We start from the raw sequence: 23,806 nt of genomic DNA on the forward strand, positions 1-23,806 counted from the left end.
ACAAACAGATTCTTTTTTTGTATTTTGCATAGCGAAACTTGGTTTCATTATTCCGCATAGTGAAACCATAACGATTCACCAGAACGGAGGTTCAGCATGTCGGACGTGGTCACCCTGGAACGACACGGCGCTATCGCAGTCGTCAGAGTCAACAACCCACCGGTCAATGCCCTGGGTATTGCTGTTCGTGAAGGCCTGCAAAACAGCTTCGCAACCGCCGAGGCCGATCCGCAAGTCAAGGCGATCGTACTGGTCTGTGAAGGCAGCACCTTCATGGCCGGAGCCGACATCAAGGAATTCGGCAAGCCGCCGAAGTCACCCAGCCTGCCTGAAGTAGTCAACGGCATTGAAGCCGGCAACAAGCCAAGCGTTGCCGTTATCCATGGCACCGCCCTGGGTGGCGGACTTGAAGTGGCAGTCAGCTGTCACTATCGCATTGCCGTGAAGAGCGCCAAGGTCGGTCTGCCTGAAGTGAAGCTGGGCCTGCTGCCGGGTGCCGGCGGTACACAGCGCCTCCCTCGCCTGGTCGGTGTGCCCAAGGCTCTGGACATGATTGTCAGTGGTAACCCGATTGGTGCCGCCGAAGCCCATGAACTCGGTGTTATTGACGAACTGATCGAAGGCGACCTGCAAGCTGCCGGTATCGCCTACGCAGAGAAGCTGATTGCCGAAGGTAAAGGTGCCCGTCGTACCGGCGAGCGTACCGACAAGCTGGAAGGTGTCGACAACGCCGCTGCAGTAGCGGCCAAACGTGCAGAAATCGAGAAGAAGACGCCCGGCCTGTTCTCACCACAACGGTGTGTTTCTGCTGTCGCGGCCGCTTTCACACTGCCCCTCGAGGAAGGCCTCAAGCGCGAGCGTGAACTGTTCGGCGAGTGCCTGGTTTCCCCGCAGCGCGGCGCGCTGGTTCATGCATTTTTCTCCGAGCGTCAGGCCTCCAAGATCAATGACCTGCCCAAGGACACCCCGGTCCGCGACGTCAAGTCGGCAGCCGTGATCGGTGGCGGCACTATGGGCGTCGGCATCGCCATGTGCTTTGCCAATGCCGGCATTCCGGTCAAGGTGCTGGAAATCAGCGAAGACGCCAAAGCCAAGGCCATGGAGCGCTGCCGCGATACCTACATGATGAGCGTCAAGCGCGGCAGCCTGACCGAAGACGCCATGAACAAGCGTCTCGAGCTGATCCAGGGCGTAACCGATTATGCCGATCTGTCTGACGTTGACCTGGTAGTCGAAGCCGTATTCGAAGAGATGGGCGTCAAGCAGAAGGTCTTCGAAGCACTGGATGCCAACTGCAAACAGGGCGCTATCCTGGCCAGCAACACCTCCTCGCTGGACCTGAACAAGATTGCCGAATTCACCAAGCGTCCCCAGGACGTAGTCGGTCTGCACTTCTTCAGCCCGGCGAACGTCATGCGCTTGCTGGAAGTCGTCCGTGGCGAGAAAACTGCCAACGACGTGCTGGCAACTGCGATGGCTGTCGGCAAGAAACTCAAGAAAGTCTCGGTTCCGGTTGGCGTATGCGATGGCTTCGTCGGTAACCGCATGGTTTTCCAATACGGCCGCGAGTCCGAGTTCCTGCTGGAAGAAGGTGCTACTCCTGCTCAGGTCGACGGCGCGCTGCGCAAGTTCGGCATGGCCATGGGTCCCTTCGCGATGCGTGACCTGTCCGGTCTGGATATTGGTCTGGCGATCCGCACCCGTCAGCGCGAAACGCTGCCCGCCGAGTACAAATTGCCAGCGATTCTGGACAAGATGGCCGAGGCCGGCATGCTGGGTCAGAAGACCGGCAAGGGTTTCTATGTTTACGAGAAGGGTTCACGCACACCACTGGAAAACCCTGATCTGCCGCCGATTCTCGAAGCCGCTTCCAAGGAGCAGGGTGTCGAGCGCCAGCAGCTGAGCGACGAATACATTCTCGAGCGCACCCTGTACGCGCTGATCAACGAGGGTGCCAAGATTCTCGAGGAAGGCATCGCCCAACGCGCCAGCGACATCGACGTTATCTATCTCAACGGCTACGGATTCCCGGCCTACCAGGGCGGCCCCATGTACTATGCCGACAGCATTGGCCTGGATCGCGTCTATGCGAAGATAAGCGAGTTCCATGAAAAACTCGGCGCCTGGTGGAAACCGGCTCCATTGCTGGAAAAGCTGGCTAAAGAAGGCCGCAAGTTCGCTGATCTTTGAATAACTATTGAGGATCCCGGGAGCACCGCTGCTCAGCCTGACGGGTAACCGGGCCGAATCATCATTTGCTCACGCAGATATGCATTCGCGCCCGGTTTCGACGTCGTCAAGCCAGGCAGCAGTTGCCGGACCGATTACAACGAGGACCACACATGGATATCCATTACTCACCTGAACAGCTCGCCTTCCGTGACGAAGTGCGTGAATTTCTGAAAAACGAGCTGCCAGCCGACATCGCAGCCAAGGTCAAGCTGGGCAAGCACCTGTCCAAGGAAGACCATCAGCGCTGGCAGAAAATTCTGTCCGCCAAGGGCTGGTACGCTCCGGGCTGGCCGGTTGAGCACGGTGGCACCACCTGGGGCGCCGTTGAAAAGCACATCTTTGATGAAGAGTCTGCTGCTGCCGGCGCGCCGCGCACCATCCCCTTCGGCGTGAACATGGTTGCTCCGGTAATCATCAAGTTCGGCACAGAAGAGCAGAAGGCACATTACCTGCCGCGCATTCTGTCCGGTGAAGACTGGTGGTGTCAGGGTTATTCCGAGCCGGGCGCCGGTTCCGACCTGGCCTCGCTGAAGACCCGCGCCGTGCGCGATGGCGACCACTACATTGTCAATGGTCAGAAGACCTGGACCACCCTGGGCCAGCACGCCAACTGGATCTTCTGTCTGGTCCGTACCGATCCCGAAGCGCAGCAGCAGCGCGGCATCTCCTTCCTGCTGATCGACATGGCGACGCCGGGTATTACCGTGCGTCCGATCATCACCCTGGACGGCGACCATGAAGTCAACGAAGTCTTCTTCGATGACGTCAAGGTACCGGTCGAGAACCTGGTCGGTGAAGAGAACAAGGGCTGGACCTGCGCCAAGTACCTGCTGACTCACGAGCGTACCGGTCTGGCCGGCATTGGTTCTTCCAAGGCAGCCATGCGTCACCTCAAGCGCGTTGCCAGCAAGCAGCAGAAAAATGGCAAGCCGCTGATCGAAGACACGCTGTTCCGCACGCAGATCGCCGAGATCGAGATGCAACTGATGGCTGCCGAGATGAGCACCCTGCGTATCGTCGCAGCGGCCTCTGAAGGCGGCGTTCCCGGCGCTGAAAGCTCGATCCTGAAAGTTCAGGGCACCGAGATCCGCCAAGCGATCACCAATCTGCTGCGCAAGGCCATCGGCCCGTACGCCCTGCCCTTCCTGCCGGAAGAAATGGAATACGGTTACGAAGGCGAAGTATTGCTGGAAGACTACAGCCCGTCGCTGGCCTCCATCTACTTCAACATGCGCAAACTGTCGATCTTCGGCGGATCCAACGAGATCCAGAAGAACATCGTCTCGAAAATGATTCTCGAACTTTAAGGAGCCTGCCGTGGACTTCAAATTGACTGAAGAGCAACAAATGCTCCAGGAAACTGCGGAGCGTCTGGTACGCGACGCTTACACTTTCAGCAATCGCGAAAAATTCAGCGAAAGCGAAACCGGTTTCAGCCCGGAATTCTGGCAGCAGATGGGCGAGCTGGGCCTGACCGCAATCCCCTTCCCCGAAGAGCTCGGCGGATTTGGCGGCACAGGCATCGAGAACATGCTGATCATGCAGGAGCTGGGCAAGGGTCTTTGCCTGGAGCCCTACATGGAGTCAGTCATCCTCGCAGGCGGCTTGATCACCCAGTTGGGTTCCGACGCTCAGAAAGAGGAATTGCTGGCTGGTATCGCCTCCGGCGAACTGCAAGCGGCTGTAGCGCTGGAAGAACAGCAGAGCCATTACGACCTGAGCCACGTCACCACGACTGCCACCAAACAGGACGGTAGCTGGACGCTCAACGGTCGCAAGGCTGTGGTGATTGGTGGCCACACCGCCGGCAAGATTCTGGTCTCTGCCCGCAGCGCGGGCGACGTTCGCGACCAGTCCGGCATCAGCCTGTTCATTGTCGATCCGAACAGCGAAGGTGTTCGTCGCCGTGTCTACTCCACCGTGGATGGCCGCAAGGGTTGCGAACTCTTCCTCGATAACGCCAAGGGCGAACTGCTGGGTACTGATGGCGAAGCCTATGACGCTATCCGTTACCAGTCTGGCCGTGCCATTGCCGCACTCTGCGCTGAAGCCGTCGGTTCCATGCGCGTACTGTGCGACATCACGCTGGATTACCTGAAGACCCGCAAGCAGTTCGGCGTGGTCATCGGCAAATTCCAGGTACTGCAGCACCGCATGGTCGACATGATCAGCGAGCTGGAACGCGCTACCTCCATGGCGATTCTGGCGGCCTGTCTGGCAGACGACGAAGACAGCGAAGAGCGTAGCGCCAAGCTGGCCGCGGCCAAGTACATGGTCAACCGCGCTGCGCAGTATGTGGCAGAGCAGAGCATCCAGCTGCACGGCGGTATCGCCATGACCTGGGAATACGCCGGCGCGCATTACGCCAAGCGTCTGGTCATGATTGGCCATCAGTTCGGTGATGAAGATCATCACCTGGAAGCCTACGCTGCTCAACTGAGCATCTGAGCCGGCCGGCCGGAACAGCGTCTGTAGCTGTTCCGGCCGATCTGTGACGCGGTTGATGGCGATTTGCACTATCAGCCAGGCACAGTGCCCGTTATGCTATGCACCCTTTTAATGTCATGCGCCCGCCGGGCGTCTCATAGACTTGTGGAGGACTAACGTCCATGAAAATCCTCGTCGCCGTAAAGCGCGTGGTCGATTACAACGTCAAGGTTCGCGTCAAAGCGGACAATTCCGGTGTCGATCTCGCCAACGTCAAGATGTCGATGAACCCCTTCTGCGAAATCGCTGTGGAAGAGGCCGTGCGCCTGAAAGAGAAAGGCGTGGCGACTGAAATCGTCGCTGTGTCGGTCGGACCGACTGCTGCCCAGGAGCAGCTGCGTACCGCCCTGGCACTGGGTGCCGATCGCGCCATCCTGGTTGAATCCACCGAAGAGCTGAGCTCGCTGTCCATCGCCAAGCTGCTCAAGGGTGTGGTCGACAAGGAACAGCCCCAGCTGGTCATCCTTGGCAAGCAGGCCATCGATTCCGACAACAACCAGACCGGCCAGATGCTGGCTGCGCTGTCCGGCTACGGCCAGGGCACCTTCGCTTCGGCAGTCAATGTCGAAGGCGACAGCGTCAAGGTAACCCGTGAAATCGACGGCGGCGCCCAGACCGTTGATCTGAAACTGCCGGCCATCGTCACCACTGACCTGCGTCTGAACGAGCCGCGCTATGCGTCGCTGCCGAACATCATGAAAGCCAAGAAGAAGCCGCTTGAGACCCTCAAGCCGGAAGATCTGGGCGTCAGCACCACTTCGACCGTCTCTACCCTCAAGGTTGAAGCACCGGCCGCGCGCAGCGCCGGCATCATGGTCAAGTCGGTAGACGAGCTGGTCGACAAACTCAAGAACGAAGCCAAGGTGATCTAAATGACAATTTTGGTTATTGCTGAACACAACAACGCCGAGCTGACTGCCTCGACCCTGAACACCGTGGCTGCTGCCAAAGCCATTGGCGGTGACATCGAAGTACTGGTCGCTGGTCAGGGCTGCTCCGCTGTCGCTGATGCTGCCGCCAAGATCGAAGGCGTAAGCAAGGTGCTGCTGGCTGACAACGCTGCCTATGCCAACCAGCTGCCGGAGAACATCTCCCTGCTGGTTGCCGAAATCGGTAAGAACTACAGCCACATCCTGGCCACCGCCAGCACCAACGGCAAGAACTACCTGCCACGCGTTGCGGCCCTGCTGGACGTTGATCAGATCTCCGAGATCATCGCCGTGGAAAGCGCTGACACCTTCAAGCGTCCGATCTATGCCGGTAACGCCATCGCTACCGTGCAGTCCAACGCAGCGGTCAAGGTCATCACCGTGCGTTCCACCGGTTTCGATCCGGTTGCAGCCGAAGGCGGCAGCGCCAGCGTCGAGAACCTCGACGTTGCCCAGGACGCCGGCGTATCCAGCTTCGTCAACGAAGAGCTGGCCAAGTCTGACCGTCCCGAGCTGGCCGGTGCCAAGATCGTCATCTCCGGCGGCCGCGGCATGCAGAACGGTGAAAACTTCGAAATGCTGTACAAGCTGGCCGACAAGATCGGTGCTGCTGTAGGCGCTTCGCGCGCCGCAGTCGACGCTGGTTTCGTACCCAACGACATGCAGGTCGGTCAGACCGGCAAGATCGTTGCCCCGCAGCTGTACATCGCCGTCGGTATCTCCGGCGCGATCCAGCACCTGGCCGGCATGAAAGAATCCAAAGTGATCGTTGCGATCAACAAGGACGAAGAAGCGCCGATCTTCCAGGTAGCCGACTACGGTCTGGTGGGTGATCTGTTCCAGATCATCCCCGAGCTGGACGGCAAGCTGTAAGCTAGCTGAGCGGTAACAGAAACCCGGCCCTGTGGCCGGGTTTTTTTATCCGAAAGTAAGTACCAACCGCGCGCTTCTCTCGCGCTTCGCTGTACGCCCGATACTTTGCACGAATACAGGCGATGACAAACCAATCTCCAACCTTCCTCAGCGCACTGCCGCAATCGCTCCAATGGATCACTCTGGTTGCCGGCGGCGGCCTGGCGGGTTATCTGTTGCATTACATCGGCTTGCCCGCGGCGTTATTCCTTGGCCCCATGATTGTTGCGGTGTGCATGGGTGTCGCTGGCAGCAGTATTCATGTCCCGCGACTGCTGTTTCGCTCCGGGCAAGGTATCGTCGGCCTGATGGTGGCTCAATCGGTCACACTCGGCGTGCTGCTGGCAATGGCCGCCGAATGGCACCTGATGTTGATCATGACCATCGTGACGCTGCTGCTCAGCGCTGGGGTGGGGCTGGGTATGATCCGCTTCGGCGGCATTCCGGCGAGTGCCGCAGCCTGGGGGACCGCACCGGGAGCTGCCTCAGCCATGATCGCGATGGCGGAAGAAGATGGCGCTGATAGCCGCCTGGTCGCCTGCATGCAGTATGTACGGGTGGTGTGCGTCGTCATGCTCGGCGCCTGGATCAGCCATATGGTTGTCCCATCAGAATCCATGCAACTCTCCCCGGACGCAGCCGAGGTTCCACTTAACCTGATCGGGCTGGGCGCCACGCTGCTGGTTGCCTTTCTCGGCGCCCTGAGTGGACGTTTCGTTCCCTCGGGTGCATTGCTGACGCCGGTGATTGTGGGTAGTGCCTTGCAGCTGCTGGGCTGGCTGGACATCACTCTGACCGAGCCTATCCTTGCGCTGGCCTATGGTCTTATCGGCAGTTACATCGGCCTGCGCTTCGATCGCGCCACAGTGCTACGTGTCGCCAGATTGATGCCGACCATCGTCACCGCCAACGTAGCCCTGATATTGCTGACCACTGCCCTCGCCTGGCCGATCAGCTGGGTATTTTCCCGGGACTTTCTCTCGGTGTTTCTCGCGATCTCCCCCGGCGGCCTGGATGCCATGGCGATCATCGCGGTGGAGACGGGTTCGGATGCCAGTTTTGTGGTTGCGCTACAAACATTGCGGCTGATAGGCGTAGTGTTCACCGGCAAGCTGTGTGCACAGGTGCTGATAGCGATCGCGCGTCGCATGAACCGCTGAGTCGAAACCTATCATCGGGCGCCCGGGCGCCCGCTGATCAGGAGCAGCGTGGGTGCCGCTGCTTTTCTTGAGCCTGATCAATGCCCGGCGCAGCGTGCATCGCTATCCTCCGCGCCTTTCTTGTCTTGTACACAGGATCGCGCCATGCCCCAAGCTCCCGAACTGCTGGCCCCCGCCGGCACCCTGAAAGCCATGCGTTATGCCTTTGCCTACGGCGCTGACGCCGTTTACGCCGGCCAGCCGCGCTACAGCCTGCGCGTGCGGGAAAACGACTTCCACAACCCCGCCGTCATGGCCGAGGCGATCGCTGAAGCCCATGCACAGGGCAAGAAGTTCTATCTGGCCAGTAATATCGCCGCGCACAACAGCAAAGTGGCTAGCTACATTCGGGATCTCGAGGAGGTCGTGGCGATGGGCCCGGATGCCCTGATCATGTCCGACCCGGGGCTGATCATGCTGGTGCGGGAGCGCTGGCCCGAACTGCCGGTGCACCTGTCTGTTCAGGCGAACGCCACCAGCTGGGCAACCGTAAAGTTCTGGCAACAGCAGGGACTGGAACGGGTGATTCTGTCGCGGGAATTATCGCTCGATGAGCTGGAGGAAATCCGCCGCCGCTGTCCGGATATGGAGCTTGAAGTCTTTGTCCATGGCGCACTGTGCATCGCCTATTCCGGTCGATGCCTGCTGTCCGGCTACTTCAATCACCGGGATGCCAACCAGGGCGCCTGCACCAACGCCTGCCGCTGGAAATACGACCTACAGCCGGCTCAGGAAACTGCCGAAGGCAATGTCGAACCTGTGGTGAAGGAGTTCGAAGCCCAACCAGTATATCTGCTCAATCAAAGCGACAAACCGAACGAGCAGATGGCCATCGAGGAAGACGAGCACGGCACCTACATCATGAACTCCAAGGACCTGCGCGCGGTTCAGCACGTGCGGCGTTTCGTCGATATGGGCATGCATTCGCTCAAGATCGAAGGCCGCACCAAGTCGCATTTTTATGTCGCGCGGACGGTACAGACCTACCGCAAGGCAATAGACGATGCCGTTGCGGGCCGACCCTTCGATCTGGGGCTGATGAACGACCTGGAAAGCCTGTCGAACCGCGGTTACACCGAAGGCTTCTATCGCCGCCACCCGCCGGGCGTTTATCAGAACTACGAACAGGGCGCATCGCGGATGGAGCGTCACCAGTTTGTTGGCGAGGTGCTTGGAGATGACGGCGACTGGTTAACTATCGCCGTCAAGAACCGCTTCAGGGTCGGCGATCAGCTGGAACTGATGACACCGCAGGGGAACTGCCCTCTTACGCTGGCGGTATTGCAGGATCGCCAGGGTCGACCGATTGATGTCGCACCGGGGGACGGTCACGTAGTGCGCATCCCCCGGCCTGATGCCGTCAGTACCGAAATGGGCCTGCTGCTGCGCTATTTGAGAGACTGATTGCATCACCTGCGGCTTTTTCATAGAGAGAGGGAATTTTTTCGGCATAATGCTGCCTTACAACGCAGCCGTGGGCGGACATCCAGCGCCGCCCGCCTGCGCTGTCTGAACAGGTCGCTCGCGGCCGGCATTTCTCGGAGAGTAGATTTCTATGGATTGGCTGCAGGTTATCGTTCTGGCGATCGTTCAGGGCGTCACTGAATTTCTTCCCGTTTCCAGCTCGGCACACCTGATTCTGGTGCCCGTATTGACCGACTGGGAAGACCAAGGTCTCGCCTTCGACGTCGCGCTGCATCTGGGCAGCCTGTCCGCGGTATTGATTTATTTCCGTCGCGACATCATGGGCATGACCACCAGCTGGACCCGTTCGCTTGCCACGCGGCAACTGGATGCGGATGCCCGACTGGCCTGGGCCGTCATTCTCGGCACCATACCTGTGGGGCTGGCGGGGCTGGCGTTCAAGGACACGATCGAAACCGTATTACGCTCACCGCTGTATATCGCTGCAGGCTTGATCGTGTTCGGCCTGTTGCTTAGCTGGGTGGACTGGCGGCACAAGGGTCAACGCACCGAGCACCAGATGAACTGGAAGGATGTCGCAGTCATCGGTCTGTTCCAGGCCGTAGCACTGTTTCCCGGCACCTCGCGTTCAGGCATCACCATGACCGCCGGCCTGCTCATGGGCCTGAGCCGGGAGGCGTCGGCGCGCTTCTCGTTCCTGCTGTCGATCCCCGTCATTGTGCTCGCTTGCGGGTTGGAAACGCTGGACCTGATTCAGGCCAACGTAGCGGTCGACTGGCTAGCCATGGCCGGTGGCATTGTCGCGTCCGGCATCAGCGCCTACCTGTGCATTCATTTCTTCCTGGAATTCATCAACCGCATCGGCATGCAGCCCTTCGTGATCTACCGGATCGTTCTGGGTATAGCCCTGCTGTGGATCTTCTACTGATCGGGCAACTCGGCGCAGCACCCGCTGCGCCGGATTTTCGATTACACCGACCGGAAATCAGCGGCGTCCATGACCCGGATCAATAAGCGGTCCAGATTGCCATGCTTCAATAATATCGAAAAGCCATGATGCCACTGGAACGTCCAGGGCACTAACCAGCGACCCGATAAAAAACCAATGCTGCTACTCGATGCTCTCAGGGACCGATTGAGCTCTCTGCTCCCCAATGAACTCGCCGCGAGCGAGATACCGCGGCTGCTATCGCCGCACCGGCATAATTTTCTGCTCAGCCAGCGCCGCGCCACCCTGATCGTTAATCGGGTACGCCTGTTTGCCTTCCTGTTTGCCGTGCTGACGCCGCTCTGGAGTATCGTCGATGCGCTGGTCTTCCCGCTGCACCTCTGGTTGATGCTGGGCGCACTGCGCCTGAGCGTGTGCGCGGCTTTCGTATGCCTGCTGCTGATGTATCGGCCCAGCGGGAACCTCTTCGATGCCTATCGGGCGATCGCCATTCTGTTCGCCATTCCGACTGTGTTCTATGTGGTTTCCCATACGCTGCTGGGCAGCTACAACCTGACCGATTTCTCCGGTGCCGTGGGTGCCGGCTACGCCTTTCTGCCGTTCGTACTGGTGGCGGGGCTGGCCATTTTTCCGCTCACGCTAGTGGAAAACCTGGCGCTCGGGCTGGTGCTGTTATTGGCCCAGGCGTTCGCCGGCTATCTGAGCTGGAGCACCCTGAACTGGCCCTCATTTCTCGGCGCATTCTGGCTGCTGGTACTGATCGCAGGCGTGACCAGTCTGGCCTGCATGAGCCAGCTGGCCTTCATGATCGCACTGATTCGTCAGGCCATCCGTGACCCTTTGACCGGGGTGTATTCGCGGGGCAGCGGCGAAGAGATTCTCAACCTGCAATGGGCGGCGGCGCAGCGCAACAACAGCGGGCTCGCCGTTGCGTTCATTGATCTGGATTTCTTCAAGAGCATCAACGACACCTTTGGTCATCACGCCGGAGACAAGGTGCTGCGCGATTCGGCCAACTGCGTTCTGGAGTGCCTGCGCAGTTCGGACAGCCTGGTGCGCTGGGGCGGGGAGGAATTTCTGTTGATCATGCCCGACACCGACATGACCCAGGCGCGCAGAGCGATTGCACGTCTGCGTGCTGCAGGATTGGGTGAACGGCCGGATGGCACGCCGCTCACCGCGAGCATCGGACTTGCCGAACGCTGCTTTGACCGCGCCGATACTTACCGCAGGTTGCTGAAAATCGCTGATGCGCGGATGTACGTGGCCAAGAACAATGGCCGCGATCAGCTATGCGCCAGCGAATGGCGCACAGCTGAAACCGCGGCTGAAGCGTGCTAGAAGCTCAAATCAAGCTTGGCCCACAGCGTACGGCCGGGCTCGTTGATCCGGGTCTCAGCCGGGAAACCAAACCCAGCGTTACCCGCCAGATTCAGGTGTTCGGCATAGGTTTTGTTAAGCAGATTATCCACTCCGGTACTCAGCGTAACCGCCTCGTTAAAGCGATATGCGCCGTTGAGCGATAGCACACCAAAACCTGACGAATCACCGAGATCCTGGCCCACCACACTGCCCTGGTTGAGTGCCGTGCGGTTCTGTTCGGCAACCACTCGCCAGAGCGCACCAGCGCTCCAGTTGTTGTTTTCATAACTCAGATTGAAGCGCGCATCGATCGGCGGCATCTGCGGCAGGGCTTCGCCATCACTGCGATTCCTGCCCCAGGCCCAGGCCACGCTGGCATCGGTCTTCCAGTTGTCCGTCAGCGCATAAGCCACACCGGTTTCAGCGCCCATAATGTGCGCGTCAATGTTGTCCGCTGTGCTCGCACCGCTCGCATAATCAAACAGAATGAAGTCCTTGACCACGCCGGCATAAGCCGACACCCAGGCTTCAAGCCCTTCGTTCTGATACTGAATACCCATATCCAATTGGGTAGTCTGTTCAGGCTTGACGCCATCGAAGGCGTTGACGGCTCCGGGTGAGCCTTTGGGCGAGAACAGCTCCCAGTAATCGGGGAACCGTTGTACGTGCCCTACACCGATATACGCCGTGGCAGCCACATCAGCCAGATCCTGTTCCAACCGCACGAAGCCACTGGGCAGGGTTTCGCGGCGGCTTTCGTTGGCGGTGGGATTGGGCATGGTCATGCCCATCATCGCGCCGCTGAGTCGTGCACGTTCATCCATCACGTGGTGCTGGTCCAACCGCAGACCGCCAATCAAGCGCTGTCTATCCCTAACCGACCAGGTCAATTCGGAAAACATCCCGACCTGGCTGAATTCGGCGTCCTTGATCCAGGACTGATTCCTATAGCTATCCACACCCATACCGCTTCGGGTGCGATGGATGTTGCGCTGCGCATCTACACCGGCAAGCACTTCAAGGTCATCCCATTCCCAGGTTGCGCTCAGCCGGGCACCCAGCGTGCGCCGGTCCACGTTGGTCGCCCGCGGCCCGGCCATCATGCCGGTAGCCGGCGGCGTACGCAGACTGTAGTTATCCATCACGTGGTCGGCGTAGTTGTAATAAAAGCGGGCCTCCAGCTCCCGTAACGCCCCCTCATGCAGGGTTTTCTCAAAACGCAGGCCCAGGCTTTCGCGCTCGAACTGCGAGCCATCCATGCCCCGCCCGGCGTAACGCGCCTCGGCATCGCCAGCCCCGACACTCAGTTCGAGCAAGGTGTCGTCATCCGGCCGCCAGCCGAGGGCCATATCGGTATTCCATTTGTTCCACCGTGACGGGACGGTGTTGCCGTCGCCATCCTCATAATCGCCCGCCCGTGAACGGTTGCCGCTAAGGCGCACATACCCGGTGCGACTGCCTAAAGCACCATCAACCTGTACATCCCTGCGGGTGTTGGATGCCGCGACAGCGGTCGCATCGAGGCGCGCGCCAGGCTCGTCAAATTCCTCCGGCAGCCGATCAAACAGAATGGTGCCGGCCGAGGCGCCAGGCCCCCAGGCCACGCTTTGTGGACCCTTGATCACCGTCAGCTGATCAAAATTCTGCGGGGCGATGTAGGACGACGGCGCATCCATCCGCGACGGACAGGCGCCCAGCATTTCGCCGCCATTGGTCAGCAGTTTCAGACGCGAGCCGAACATGCCGCGCAGTACCGGATCGCTATTGCTCCCTCCCCCTCGAATGGCGGAGAACCCGGCAATGGTTTTCAGATAATCGGCGGCATCGCTGGCGGGCATCGGCTGGCGAGCCTGCTTGGGGTCAGTGATGATGGTCAGCGGTGAATCCTGCTGCACGGCAGTAATCACCCGCGGCGCCAGCTTCAAGGGCTGATGCGCGGCATGCTGGGAATGGTCTTCAGCGGACCAGGCGGGATTGCTGGCAGCGGCGACCGCCAGGCACAGTAACGCGGGCACAAAGCAAGAGTGCGACATGGTAGTTGTCTCATATCGATCAGTAACCGGTTCCGGATATCCGGAGCGAAAGTGTTGAAAGATCAGGAGACGGTTGGAGGTGCGCGTGGCTGGCTGGGCGTGCGTTCGGTGCTGGTGAGGGGAGCCGCCAGCGGTACGCTGAACGCGAAAGGCTGTTCAAGGGGAATCCACTCGGGCGCCCAGTACGAGCTCAGCGCTACGCTGCCTGCCGAGGAACACAGCGGGCAGCCCAGCGAGGCCGCCAGATTGGCGCCGCTGTGGTCTGGCATGCTGGAGGCCGTGCCAGGCATGCGTTCGCCGTGTCCAACGCAGCTTTCAAGCGAAGCATGGGCGAGGCTGGCAGCGATGGCATGACTGCTGTGCATGCAGCAGATCACTGCGTTAAACAGCACGCACCAGCCGAACAGCACAGCCAGCCAGGCGCGTTTGCCTCGGCTTGCGGTCCGGTTACTCATCGGCCTGGAGAGTGATGAAAAAAGCACCCGATAGCCCCGCTGCTGTTGGGATCTGATATCGTGCCGAGTAGTGAGTCCGGTACGACTGCAGGGACAGTATCAGGGTTTTATTCGCCGTTGGGCTTGATCCTCATCAAGCGCGGTCAGCTGTGATGGAATACAGGCCGGAGAAAAGATAGCGCGCAGCTGGGCGCAATGGGCTCTCTGCACCATCCGTGGCGCAGAAGTGAAACGAGTCAGTCAAAGCCCTCAGGAAGGACGCTCCAGATCCTCTACCAAGGCCTTCAAGAAGCGCGCTGCCTCGCCACCCGTAGCAGCGCGATGGTCGAAGGTCAGCGATATCGGCAGGATCGGATGCACCGCCGGCTCGCCCTGCCACGCCACCACAGCGTCACGTATGACCCCGGCACCCACGATTGCTACCTGGGGCGGGACGACCACTGGACTGGCATACCGGCCAAACAGGGTTCCGAAGTTGGACAGCGTGATCGTTGCGCCCATCAGCTCCGACGGGGGGATTGAGCGGTTCGCCACGTCCCTGCGCAGCCGTGCGAGACCTTCGCGCAGGTCTTCGGCTTCACGATTGGCAACATCGCGCAGAACCGGCACAAACAGTCCATCCGGTGTATCCACGGCAACGCCCAGATCCACCTTGTCATGGGTCTGGATACTCAAACGCCGGCCATCAAATGCGACATTCAATGCAGGCTCGGCCAGGCAGGCTCTGGCAATAGCGCGCGCCAGCCGGATGATCGGGTCCCGCGAATCAGCCGGCCAGGCATGCAGATCAGCATCCTCGACGATCATCACCGGCACCACTTCGGCATGGGCCCGGGCCATGTTCTTGGCCATGGTCCGCCGCACGCTGCGCAAGGCAGTCCCCTCGAACCCGGCTGGGCCTTCACCTGCCGATCGTACATCCTGCTCGGTGATCAGGCCATTCGGGCCTGATCCGCTTAACCGTCCCAGATCCACATCCAGCTTGCGCGCCAACGCACGCACCGCCGGCGCAGCGCGAGCCGGCTGAAAATCACGAGTGGAGGGCGCAGCGCCGATATGAAAATCATCCGCCGCCAGATCACTCGAACCACTGGCGCCGCCGAGATTGCCCACCACAGTGCCGCTATCCTCCGCCTCCCCTTCGAAGCCCACCAGCGGTTCACCCACATGCAACAAGTCACCGGGCTTGCCGAAGCAGCGCGCGATGGTGCCCGCATAGGGTGACGGCACGTCGACAATCGCCTTGGCGGTTTCAACCGAGACCAGCAACTGGTCTACGTCGACTGCATCGCCTGCCTGAACATGCCATTCGACAATCTCGGCCTCTTGCAAGCCTTCGCCCAGGTCCGGCAGTTTGAACTGTTTCATACATCCCCCTGCATCACGTTGCGTGCGGCCTGGCAGATCGAGTCGACATCCGGCAGATAGGCCATTTCCTGCCGCGCATAGGGAATCACGCAGTCGAAACCGGTCACGCGCAGCACCGGGGCTCGCAGCGCATACATCGCCTGTTCCTGTAACACGGCAGCAATCTCGGCGCCGGGGCCGTAGCTCTGCGCAGCTTCGTGGACCACGACGCAGCGTCCGGTCTTGCTCACCGAGGCAACCAGGGTGTCGGTATCCAGCGGCTTGAGGGTTGCCACGTCGATGACCTCGCAGTCGATGCCCTCTTCAGCCAGCAGCGCAGCGGCTTCCAGCGTTTCCTTGAGAGCCGCACCCCAGCTCACCAGCGTAAGATCCTGTCCTTCGCGCAGCGTAAAACAGGTATCCAGCGGCAATGGCTGGCCGTCGTCCGGCACCACTTGCTGAACCGAGCGATACAGCCGCGACGGCTCGAGAAAGATCACCGGGTCCGGATTGGCGATCGCTGCCAGCAGCAGACCGTAGGCGCGACGCGGCGAGGAAGGAATGACCACGCGCAGGCCAGGAACGTGGGCAAACAATGCTTCGGTGCTCTCCCCATGATGTTCCGGTGCATGAATACCCGCGCCATGCGGCGTGCGCAGCACCATGGGGCAGCTGAGCCGGCCGCGGGTGCGGCTGCGCAGGCGGCTGGCATGGGACACCAGATGCTCCATGCCGGCGTAGATGAAGCCCATGAACTGGATCTCGGCCACCGGCTTGAGTCCCTGCGCCGCCATGCCGACGCTGATGCCGGTGATCAGCGTTTCCGCCAGCGGCGTGTCCATCACCCGGCGGAAGCCGAAACGCTCATGCAATCCCACCGTGGCGCGAAACACGCCGCCATTGGTGCCGATATCCTCGCCCAATACCACCACGTCCGGGTCATCCTGCATGGCGCGATGCAGGGCCAGATTGATTGCCTCCACCATGGAGATGCTGGCTTGCTCATTCATTATCAGCCCCTCCCCGCGCGTCCAGTCGAGCCTGCAACTGTTCGCGCTGCGCCTGATACTGCGCCGGCAGCTCGGCATACAAATAGTCGAAGGCGGCAGCGGTATCTGCCGGGGGCATGCTGCGGAAGCGCTCAACCGCGTCATTGATGCGCTCGCCGATGTCGCGCTGCAGCTGTTGTTCCTGCTGTTCATCCCAGAGCCCGCGTTCATGCAGGAACCGCTGAAGGCGCCCGATGGGTTCGTGCTTCCAGGCGGCGTTGAGTTCATCTGCTGAGCGGTAACGGCTGGCATCATCAGCGGTGGTGTGATCACCCAGGCGATAGGTCACGCATTCGATCAGCGTTGCGCCTTTGCCGGCGCGGGCACGCTGGACCGCCTGGCTAACCCGGTCGTATACCGCCAGCACATCGTTCCCATCGACCTGTTCACCCGGAATGCCGGCCGCAAGGGCCTTGTGCGCCAACGTAGGCGCGGCTGTCTGAAGACTGCGCGGAACCGATATGGCCCATTGGTTGTTGTTCACCACAAACACCACAGGCAGCTGCCAGACGCCGGCCAGATTGAGGCTTTCAAGGAAGTCGCCCTTGCTGGTCGCACCATCACCGCAGGTGGTCACGGCAACGCGGGGCTGCTGGCGGATTCGGAACGCCGAGGCAACACCGCAGGCATGGCAGGCCTGGGTCGCAATCGGCACACAGATTGGAAAGTCCTCCGCCACCGCCGGGTTTTCCCACGCGCTGCCGCGCTCATCACCGCCCCAGTACAACAGGATCTCGTGCATGGCCACGCCACGCTGCAGCTGAGTGGAGGTATCACGATAGTAGGGAATCAGTACATCCTCGGCGGTCATGGCATGACCCACCGCCGAGCCCATGGCTTCCTGTCCCAGCGTCGAGGCGTAGGTGCCGATCTGGCCGGTGCGCTGCAGCGCAACGCATTTCTGGTCAAAGGCGCGCACCAGCACCATGTCCTGATAGAAGGCGCGCAACAACTGAGGATCATCGATCGAGGCGGGCAGGTCGCACTGCGGCTGTCCGTGATCATCAATCAAACGGGTATAGGGAATCTGAACAGTCAACGGCATGGACTGACCTCCTCAACCGGCGCGAAGCGACTGCCACCGGTGGCGGTTGCTGACCGAGCCTGTGGGTCGGCCTGTTGTTCTGGACTGGCTTGTGACCAGCATCTTCTTGCACGTACCCGGATCGCGGGCATCCGGTTGGCGTCATTGCAACGCCTGGTACCGGTTAGCTCGAAGTATAGATCAGAGACTCAGGCTTGCTGGCCGGTTCGCCAGAACCGGCCAGATCAGGTGGGGTGCCCGTTCAGGCGCAGCCAGGCGTGCCGGCGGAGTATTTCAGGCTGGGGTCAACCACTGCATCGAACTGCTGCAAAGCGGTGGAACCGATAAGCAGGGGGTAAGAGAACGACGTGCGATCGGTCAGATTGACTTCGATATTTTCCCGCTCGCCGCCCAGACAGACGTCCATCTTGATCACCGGACGGGTGGTGTATTCCTTGGTTTCCCCGTCGGGAATGTCATCTGAGCGGCGTTTGATCTGGCTGATCCGCACAACCGGACGCTCCAGCGTCTTGCCTTCCTGCGGGCCATCGACAGCCAGATCGAAACGCACCCAGTCACCATCCTCGCGTTCGAACATTTCGATATTCAGCGCGCTAAGCGATGCAGTCACTGCCCCTGTATCCAGCTTGGCAGGCACGTCCACCGCCAGATCGGCCAGCCGGGCCTTCTCGCTGACACCGTACACGGTCCGTTCGTTAGCCAATCCTGCCGTAGAGAGCAACATCAGACTGGAAAAGAAAGCTACCGTCTTCAAATACATGGAAACCTCATGAGTATTGTGGAGCCTGTACGACCACACCGCGCCAAGACTGTTCGGCGCCGCGTCTACCGCACGTCGGACAGTTCAGACCGGCGAATGGCGAGCGATGCTTGCACCCACGGCTACGAGAGAGGTATACAAAACCCCACACGGACGTATGAGAAAACTGCATTGAACAAACTCGAACTGAAAGTGCCCCCGTTGATCCTAGTGATGCTGTGCATGCTGCTGATGTGGGGCATCTCGCGCCTGTATGCTGAGCTTGACGCGAGCATTCCCGGAGCGCTCGTCCTGGCCGGCTTGCTGGCTGCGGGCGGCGTGTTTATCGCTGTGGCAGGGGTGATCAATTTTCGTCAGGCCAGGACCACCGTCGACCCCACCGCTCCGGAACGCACGACGTCGATTGTCAGTTCTGGCATCTACAAGTCCAGCCGCAATCCGATGTACCTGGGCTTCGCGCTGTGCCTGACAGCCTGGGCGGTGTGGCTGGAAAACCCGCCCGCGTTCCTCGTCCTGCCCGGCTTTGTGCTGTACATGAATCTGTTTCAGATCCGTCCCGAGGAACGCATGCTCAGCAAAAAATTCGGCGACGAATACACCCGTTATCGCCAGTCAGTGCGCCGCTGGTTGTAGTCCCCTAATTACAGCGCAGCGCCAGCACGGACCATGCACTGTCTACGCCGCTCATCGACCCGATTGGCAAACCAGGCCGTGGTCAGCTCCCGGGTAATCTTCGGGCTTTCCAAGGTGATGCGCGGAATCATCTCGCGCGGCAGGGTTTCGCCCTCCAGCGTGTCAGCCAACTGGAAAAGGCGCTTGTACAAGCGGGTCTCTGAAAACGCCAGCTCGACGCTCTTTTCCAGATCGCGCCTGATAGCGTTCTCGTTCAGGCCGAGCTGCTTGCTCAAGGAACGCACCGCGCGCTCGGTTGCACCGACGGCGCTGGAGCCATGCACAATCAGGTCGCCGTCGAGCGCCAGCGCGATACCTGTAGCCTTGCTGACGGCGTTCTGAAACGCAGCGTTACGGCTGGCATACCAGCCAGCATTGAAATCGGCATAGCGGTACAACGGACGCGTGTAGTCAGCCGGATAAGCCAATAAGTGCGCGATGCCAAAGAACATCCCCCCGCGCCGGGTAAAGACTTCATCGCGCATCGACCCGGTTATGGGATAGGGATAAACGTCCCGCTGCGTCTCGGCGAAGGGGATGCTGACCTGCATTGGGCCTCCGGTCTGTACCGGATTCAGGCTGCCAAACAGTTGCTTGCCCAGCGGCACCATGCTGATGAAGTCATCGAACACAGCGTTCAGCTGTTTCTCCGAGCGCACCTGACTCAAACGCTTTTCATAGGTTTCGCCGGTTGGCGATTCCATACGCAGCGCAGCGTTGACCAGAAAGCCCGGGATGCGCAGTTTGCTCGCGCGCCGATCAATCTCCTCCCGCGCAATCCTGGCGAGGCCAGGAACCGGCGGTGCCACCTGGAAAGTCGACTCCTGAGCGGTAACCGCCAGCACCGAGCAGATATTCTCTGCGTGCGGCTCAATATCCAGGGTGGTGAACGCCACCTGGATATCCCTCGCCCAGCCCTCGCGGTCTGCCACGTCCGCCGGTAGCAACTGTAGTATCTGGGCTTGCACCGCAGCGGGCCGATGCTCCGGCGGCGTCACGCCGGGCCGGGTGCTGCAGCCCGACAGCGCTAGCGGGCCAAGCAGCCATACCAGACCAGCCAACCGCCAGACATTCCGTCGCTTCAGGTTTGCCCAAACCTTGAGCGATGCTGTACTGGGGGCAGCGAAAGCTGGCAACGTGAATATTTGCAAGGTAAGGCTCCGAGTGGCCATTGTGGGCCAGGCTGAGTGAGTTGATAACTGGCTAGGCGCATGGCGCGACTATGCTGAGCGGAACGTTTTTGCGCGATCCGTTACGCTTCCGGAAAGGATTTACGCAGCAATGCTTCGAGCTGTTCCGCTGGGACTGGCTTGCTGTAGAGATAGCCTTGACCATAGTCGCACTGAAGCTCCCCAAGCAGGCTCTCTTGAGCCAGCGTTTCGATGCCTTCGGCTGTGATGGTCAGTCGCAGGCTCTTGCCCAGCGCAATAATCGCCCGGGCGATAGCGCTATCATCGATATCGCCGGGCAGATCCATAGTGAATCCGCGATCAATCTTGAGTTTGGTGACCGGTAATCGCTTGAGGCGCAAGAGTGACGAATAACCGGTGCCGAAGTCGTCAATCGCCAGTTTAACGCCGAGGTTGCGCAGCGCGTCCAGTACCGGCCCGCTCCTTTCGCCATGTTCCATGATCTCGTCCTCGGTAACCTCAAGCTCGAGATAATGTGCGGGTAGGCCGGTATCCTTCAGTGCCGCCTGTACGGCAGCGATGACCTCGCCGCGCTGCAGCCAGTAACCCGACATATTCACCGCCATCGTCTCAAGCGCGAACCCCCTATCCAGCCAGCGACGCATCTGACCACAGGCGACATGCAGAACGTACTCGTCGATTACCGACATCAGCCCGGCATGTTGAGCTGCCGGCAGAAAATCCATAGGCGAAATGATGCCCAGCTTCGGATGCTCCCAGCGTACCAGCGCCTCCATGCCCACAATTTGACCGCTGGTCAGGTCCTTCTGGGGCTGGAAATACACGCGTAGCTGTTCATCCCGGATGGCCTTGTGCAGGTCGGACTCGAGTGTCATCTGCCGGCGCGCATGATGGGTAAGGGCCTGGGTATAAAAGGCATAGGTGTTGCGGCCATTCTTCTTCGCCAGGGTGACGGCCGTGTCTGCATTCTTGAGCAGCTCTCCGCTGTCTTCTCCGTCTTCCGGGTAGACGCTCATCCCCAGACTGCAACTGAGATGCAGGGATCTGTCGTCAATATCGAATGGCTTATCGAAAGCGCGCTGCACACGCAGGGCAAAAGGGGTCAGATCCGCTGCCTCGGCCAGATCCTCCACCAGCATGATGAACTCGTCACCACTCAACCTTGCCAGGGTATCCTGTTCGCGGCACAGACCGGCGATACGCTCGGCGGCGGCCCGCAGCAGCTCATCGCCAGCGGTATGCCCCATACTGTCGTTGATCGCCTTGAATCGATCGATATCGATGAAGATCAGCCCCAGACGGTTATCGTTGCGCTTGGCCCGGGATAGCGCATTGCCCAGTCGTTCGATCATCAGGAGACGATTGGGCAGGCGGGTGAGTGGATCATGATGAGCAAGGAAATCGATCTCTTCCTGAGACCGTTTGATCTGTGAAATATCGGCAAACACCGCGACATAGTGCGAAAGACCACCGCTCTCGTCGTGCACGGCATTGATTGTTTCCCATTGCGGATAGATCTCGCCGTCCTGCCTGCGGTTCCAGATCTCACCCTGCCAAGTGCCCGTCGAGCGCAATTGCCGCCATAATTCCGTGTAGAACTCATCGGGATGCCAGCCTGACTTGAGCAATGAAGGCGTCTGACCAATCGCCGTTTCAGCATCGTAACCGGTGATTCTGCAAAACGCGGGGTTGACGCTGACGATGCGATTTTGAGCGTCAGTGATCACAACGCCCTCGGTGGTGCTTTCCATCACCACAGTTGCTTGCTGCAAGCTTTCCTCGTTCGATTTCTGCTCGGTGACGTCCCGCACAATTCCGATCAGGCGCACGGCCCGGTTCTGCGCGTTGCGGATAGCCCTGCCGCGGGCATGGATCCAGGCGTAGTCGCCGTTCAGAGTCTTTATTCGGTGATGATTGTCGAACCGCTTGGTGGCCCCGCGAAAATGTGAGCGAATCGCCTGCCGGGTCGCGGCAAGGTCATCAGGATGCACCCGCTGCAACCAGACGACACCGAGATCGACGTCAGAAGTGCGCGGATAGCCGATGATCTCCAGACAGCGGTCAGAAAAATACACGCTTCCGGCTTCGATATCCCAATCCCACACGCCATCATTGGAACCGGCAAGCGCCAGATCGAAACGCTCCTGATTGAGTCGCAGCAGACGTTGCTGTTCGGCGCGGCGGTTCAAATGCCGAAGCGATGCAAAGAACACCAGTGCCGTGGTCACCACAACGAAGAGAATGCCCTTGTAGGTCTGCATCCACCGCTGAGTCACAGGCTCCAGGCCAAGAGCGACCAGCAGGTAGTCACTAAACAGAATCCACAACATGGCCACCGTCGAATACAACACAGCAACGCGTAACGCGCTTCGGCTAAGGCTCATAGGTCTGAATTATTCTCTTGCAAAATCAGGCCTCATCTTAGCTGCTTGACGACTTGTGGTCATGCAAACGGGCAAACATTGCTACATACTGATGCCTAAGCAGTCAGGGACAGTGTTCCTGCCCCAATTCTGTCAGAGGTTCAATCTGCTATGTGGTACAACGGTTTACTCGATCCTTCCGGCTGGCAAGTGCTCGCCATCATACTGGTGCTGACCCATATCACCATTGTCAGCGTGACCGTATATCTGCACAGGTATTCGGCGCACCGCTCCCTCGAGCTGCACCCGGCGCTCAAACACTTCTTCCGATTCTGGTTGTGGATGACCACGGCCATGAATACCCGCGAATGGACTGCGATCCACCGCAAGCATCACGCCAAATGCGAAACCCCCGACGACCCGCATAGCCCTGTTCACAAAGGCTTGACCACAGTGCTGCGCAAGGGCGCCGAGCTGTATATGGAAGAAGCCAAGAACGAGGAAACGCTGCGCATCTACGGTAAGAACTGTCCGGATGACTGGATGGAGCGCAACGTTTACGGGCGCTTCCCCAATGGTGGCGTGAGTATGATGTTGCTGATCAATCTGGCGCTGTTTGGTGTTCTGGGCCTGACCGTCTGGGCCGTGCAGATGATGTGGATTCCGATCTTCGCTGCCGGCGTTGTCAACGGGCTTGGACACGCTGTCGGGTACCGCAACTTCGAATGCAAGGATGCGGCAACCAATATCCTGCCCTGGGGCATCCTGATTGGCGGTGAAGAGCTGCATAACAACCACCACACCTACCCGAACTCGGCCAAACTCTCGGTCAAGAAGTGGGAGTTCGATATGGGCTGGATGTGGATCAGAGTGTTCAGCATGCTCGGGCTGGCAAAGGTACGTCGTACCGCTCCGATCGCGCATCAGGTGGAAGGTAAGCAGACCCTGGATATGGACACGGCGATGGCCATCCTGAACAACCGTTTTCAGATCATGGCGCAATATCGCAAGCTGGTGATCAAGCCATTGGTGCAACAGGAGCTGCGACGCGTTGATCATTCCATTCGACATTTATTCAGCCGCGGCAAGCGCCTGCTGAGTCGTGAGCCGAGCCTTCTTGAGCCTGAGCATGAAGCGCGCATCCAGACCATGCTCGCCCACAGTCAAGTGCTCAAGGTGACTTACGAGAAGCGACTCGCACTGCAACAGATCTGGACGCGCACCAGCGCGAACGGTCATGAGATGCTGCAGGCGCTCCGCGAGTGGTGCGCCCAGGCAGAAGCCAGCCGCATCCAGGCGCTTCAGGAATTCGCTGCCTCTTTGCGGACGTACTCCCTGCAGCCCGCACCAGTATCTGCCCGCTAGCCTGCAGCCGTTACGACAAAAAGCGCACCCGGACCTCTTGTCCCGGTGCGCTTTTTTATACCCGGTGAATA

Annotated in this window: 19 protein-coding genes; 11 read left to right on the forward strand and 8 right to left on the reverse strand. The window is 59.8% G+C overall.

What is annotated here, in order from left to right:
• Window positions 1-96: 96 nt before the first annotated feature.
• The 9 genes from HG264_RS12230 (at window position 97) to HG264_RS12270 (ending at window position 11,474) form a co-directional block, all read left to right on the forward strand.
• Window positions 97-2,190 (forward strand): 3-hydroxyacyl-CoA dehydrogenase NAD-binding domain-containing protein, encoded by a 2,094-nt coding sequence (locus HG264_RS12230; protein ID WP_169407945.1) that lies wholly within the window; start codon window positions 97-99, stop codon window positions 2,188-2,190.
• A gap of 152 nt (window positions 2,191-2,342) precedes the next feature.
• A complete protein-coding gene (locus HG264_RS12235; RefSeq protein ID WP_169407946.1) occupies window positions 2,343-3,539 on the forward strand; it encodes an acyl-CoA dehydrogenase family protein in 1,197 nt (398 codons plus the stop codon).
• Window positions 3,540-3,549: 10 nt separating this feature from the next.
• Window positions 3,550-4,680, forward strand: a complete 1,131-nt coding sequence (locus tag HG264_RS12240) for an acyl-CoA dehydrogenase family protein (protein WP_169407947.1) — start codon at window positions 3,550-3,552, stop codon at window positions 4,678-4,680.
• A gap of 161 nt (window positions 4,681-4,841) precedes the next feature.
• Window positions 4,842-5,591 carry an electron transfer flavoprotein subunit beta/FixA family protein gene (locus HG264_RS12245; RefSeq protein ID WP_169407948.1) on the forward strand — a complete coding sequence of 250 codons (750 nt, stop codon included), beginning with the start codon at window positions 4,842-4,844 and terminating at the stop codon, window positions 5,589-5,591.
• Window positions 5,592-6,521: an electron transfer flavoprotein subunit alpha/FixB family protein gene (locus HG264_RS12250; protein ID WP_169406666.1), complete on the forward strand. Its 930-nt coding sequence runs from the start codon at window positions 5,592-5,594 to the stop codon at window positions 6,519-6,521.
• A 122-nt stretch (window positions 6,522-6,643) separates the two neighbouring features.
• Entirely contained in the window at window positions 6,644-7,720 is a 1,077-nt protein-coding gene (locus tag HG264_RS12255; protein ID WP_169407949.1) for an AbrB family transcriptional regulator, read from the forward strand.
• Window positions 7,721-7,864: 144 nt separating this feature from the next.
• Window positions 7,865-9,163, forward strand: a complete 1,299-nt coding sequence (yegQ, locus tag HG264_RS12260; protein WP_169407950.1) for a tRNA 5-hydroxyuridine modification protein YegQ — start codon at window positions 7,865-7,867, stop codon at window positions 9,161-9,163.
• Between the two features lie 151 nt (window positions 9,164-9,314).
• The gene (locus tag HG264_RS12265; protein WP_169407951.1) at window positions 9,315-10,112 is read left to right on the forward strand and encodes an undecaprenyl-diphosphate phosphatase; all 798 of its coding nucleotides are present in this window, start codon (window positions 9,315-9,317) and stop codon (window positions 10,110-10,112) included.
• A 177-nt stretch (window positions 10,113-10,289) separates the two neighbouring features.
• Window positions 10,290-11,474: a diguanylate cyclase gene (locus tag HG264_RS12270; RefSeq protein WP_169407952.1), complete on the forward strand. Its 1,185-nt coding sequence runs from the start codon at window positions 10,290-10,292 to the stop codon at window positions 11,472-11,474.
• Here HG264_RS12270 and HG264_RS12275 read toward each other — a convergent pair.
• The 6 genes from HG264_RS12275 to HG264_RS12300 all read right to left on the reverse strand — a co-directional run bounded on the left by HG264_RS12275 (window position 11,471) and on the right by HG264_RS12300 (window position 18,184).
• A complete protein-coding gene (locus HG264_RS12275; protein WP_169407953.1) occupies window positions 11,471-13,528 on the reverse strand; it encodes a TonB-dependent copper receptor in 2,058 nt (685 codons plus the stop codon). The genes HG264_RS12270 and HG264_RS12275 overlap by 4 nt on opposite strands.
• Window positions 13,529-13,590: 62 nt before the next feature.
• The gene (locus HG264_RS12280; RefSeq protein ID WP_372240168.1) at window positions 13,591-13,983 is read right to left on the reverse strand and encodes a DUF2946 family protein; all 393 of its coding nucleotides are present in this window, start codon (window positions 13,981-13,983) and stop codon (window positions 13,591-13,593) included.
• 249 nt (window positions 13,984-14,232) lie between these two features.
• Window positions 14,233-15,351 (reverse strand): dihydrolipoamide acetyltransferase family protein, encoded by a 1,119-nt coding sequence (locus HG264_RS12285; RefSeq protein WP_169407955.1) that lies wholly within the window; start codon window positions 15,349-15,351, stop codon window positions 14,233-14,235.
• The gene (locus HG264_RS12290) at window positions 15,348-16,340 is read right to left on the reverse strand and encodes an alpha-ketoacid dehydrogenase subunit beta (protein WP_169407956.1); all 993 of its coding nucleotides are present in this window, start codon (window positions 16,338-16,340) and stop codon (window positions 15,348-15,350) included. The genes HG264_RS12285 and HG264_RS12290 overlap by 4 nt, the downstream gene beginning before the upstream one ends.
• Window positions 16,333-17,424 carry a pyruvate dehydrogenase (acetyl-transferring) E1 component subunit alpha gene (gene pdhA, locus HG264_RS12295; protein WP_169407957.1) on the reverse strand — a complete coding sequence of 364 codons (1,092 nt, stop codon included), beginning with the start codon at window positions 17,422-17,424 and terminating at the stop codon, window positions 16,333-16,335. The genes HG264_RS12290 and pdhA overlap by 8 nt, the downstream gene beginning before the upstream one ends.
• 241 nt (window positions 17,425-17,665) lie before the next feature.
• Window positions 17,666-18,184 (reverse strand): ATP-dependent zinc protease, encoded by a 519-nt coding sequence (locus tag HG264_RS12300; protein WP_169407958.1) that lies wholly within the window; start codon window positions 18,182-18,184, stop codon window positions 17,666-17,668.
• A 9-nt stretch (window positions 18,185-18,193) separates the two neighbouring features.
• On the opposite strand from HG264_RS12300, the gene HG264_RS12305 reads away from it, so the two are divergent.
• Window positions 18,194-18,817, forward strand: coding sequence for an isoprenylcysteine carboxylmethyltransferase family protein (locus tag HG264_RS12305; protein WP_256663668.1), 624 nt, complete (start codon window positions 18,194-18,196; stop codon window positions 18,815-18,817).
• Window positions 18,818-18,825: 8 nt separating this feature from the next.
• Here the strand turns inward: HG264_RS12305 and HG264_RS12310 are convergent, their stop codons facing one another.
• Complete coding sequence (locus HG264_RS12310) at window positions 18,826-19,941, reverse strand: DUF1615 domain-containing protein (RefSeq protein ID WP_372240237.1); 1,116 nt, start codon at window positions 19,939-19,941, stop codon at window positions 18,826-18,828.
• A gap of 167 nt (window positions 19,942-20,108) precedes the next feature.
• Window positions 20,109-22,391 (reverse strand): bifunctional diguanylate cyclase/phosphodiesterase, encoded by a 2,283-nt coding sequence (locus tag HG264_RS12315; protein WP_169407960.1) that lies wholly within the window; start codon window positions 22,389-22,391, stop codon window positions 20,109-20,111.
• Between the two features lie 150 nt (window positions 22,392-22,541).
• Here HG264_RS12315 and desA point away from each other — a divergent pair, with 150 nt between their 5' ends.
• The gene (desA, locus tag HG264_RS12320; protein WP_163981900.1) at window positions 22,542-23,735 is read left to right on the forward strand and encodes a delta-9 fatty acid desaturase DesA; all 1,194 of its coding nucleotides are present in this window, start codon (window positions 22,542-22,544) and stop codon (window positions 23,733-23,735) included.
• Window positions 23,736-23,806: the final 71 nt, after the last annotated feature.

The organism is Pseudomonas sp. gcc21, from assembly GCF_012844345.1.
Classification (GTDB): Bacteria; Pseudomonadota; Gammaproteobacteria; order Pseudomonadales; family Pseudomonadaceae; genus Halopseudomonas.

What these genes read in the sequence shown, in the direction of transcription:
- HG264_RS12230 (WP_169407945.1), top strand. Translation starts at nt 97, where the DNA reads ATGTCGGACGTGGTCACCCTGGAACGACACGGCGCTATCGCAGTCGTC.
- HG264_RS12235 (WP_169407946.1), top strand. Translation starts at nt 2,343, where the DNA reads ATGGATATCCATTACTCACCTGAACAGCTCGCCTTCCGTGACGAAGTG.
- HG264_RS12245 (WP_169407948.1), top strand. Translation starts at nt 4,842, where the DNA reads ATGAAAATCCTCGTCGCCGTAAAGCGCGTGGTCGATTACAACGTCAAG.
- HG264_RS12250 (WP_169406666.1), top strand. Translation starts at nt 5,592, where the DNA reads ATGACAATTTTGGTTATTGCTGAACACAACAACGCCGAGCTGACTGCC.
- HG264_RS12255 (WP_169407949.1), top strand. Translation starts at nt 6,644, where the DNA reads ATGACAAACCAATCTCCAACCTTCCTCAGCGCACTGCCGCAATCGCTC.
- yegQ (WP_169407950.1), top strand. Translation starts at nt 7,865, where the DNA reads ATGCCCCAAGCTCCCGAACTGCTGGCCCCCGCCGGCACCCTGAAAGCC.
- HG264_RS12265 (WP_169407951.1), top strand. Translation starts at nt 9,315, where the DNA reads ATGGATTGGCTGCAGGTTATCGTTCTGGCGATCGTTCAGGGCGTCACT.
- HG264_RS12270 (WP_169407952.1), top strand. Translation starts at nt 10,290, where the DNA reads ATGCTGCTACTCGATGCTCTCAGGGACCGATTGAGCTCTCTGCTCCCC.
- HG264_RS12275 (WP_169407953.1), bottom strand. Translation starts at nt 13,528, where the DNA reads ATGTCGCACTCTTGCTTTGTGCCCGCGTTACTGTGCCTGGCGGTCGCC.
- HG264_RS12280 (WP_372240168.1), bottom strand. Translation starts at nt 13,983, where the DNA reads ATGAGTAACCGGACCGCAAGCCGAGGCAAACGCGCCTGGCTGGCTGTG.
- HG264_RS12285 (WP_169407955.1), bottom strand. Translation starts at nt 15,351, where the DNA reads ATGAAACAGTTCAAACTGCCGGACCTGGGCGAAGGCTTGCAAGAGGCC.
- HG264_RS12290 (WP_169407956.1), bottom strand. Translation starts at nt 16,340, where the DNA reads ATGAATGAGCAAGCCAGCATCTCCATGGTGGAGGCAATCAATCTGGCC.
- pdhA (WP_169407957.1), bottom strand. Translation starts at nt 17,424, where the DNA reads ATGCCGTTGACTGTTCAGATTCCCTATACCCGTTTGATTGATGATCAC.
- HG264_RS12300 (WP_169407958.1), bottom strand. Translation starts at nt 18,184, where the DNA reads ATGTATTTGAAGACGGTAGCTTTCTTTTCCAGTCTGATGTTGCTCTCT.
- HG264_RS12305 (WP_256663668.1), top strand. Translation starts at nt 18,194, where the DNA reads ATGAGTATTGTGGAGCCTGTACGACCACACCGCGCCAAGACTGTTCGG.
- HG264_RS12315 (WP_169407960.1), bottom strand. Translation starts at nt 22,391, where the DNA reads ATGAGCCTTAGCCGAAGCGCGTTACGCGTTGCTGTGTTGTATTCGACG.
- desA (WP_163981900.1), top strand. Translation starts at nt 22,542, where the DNA reads ATGTGGTACAACGGTTTACTCGATCCTTCCGGCTGGCAAGTGCTCGCC.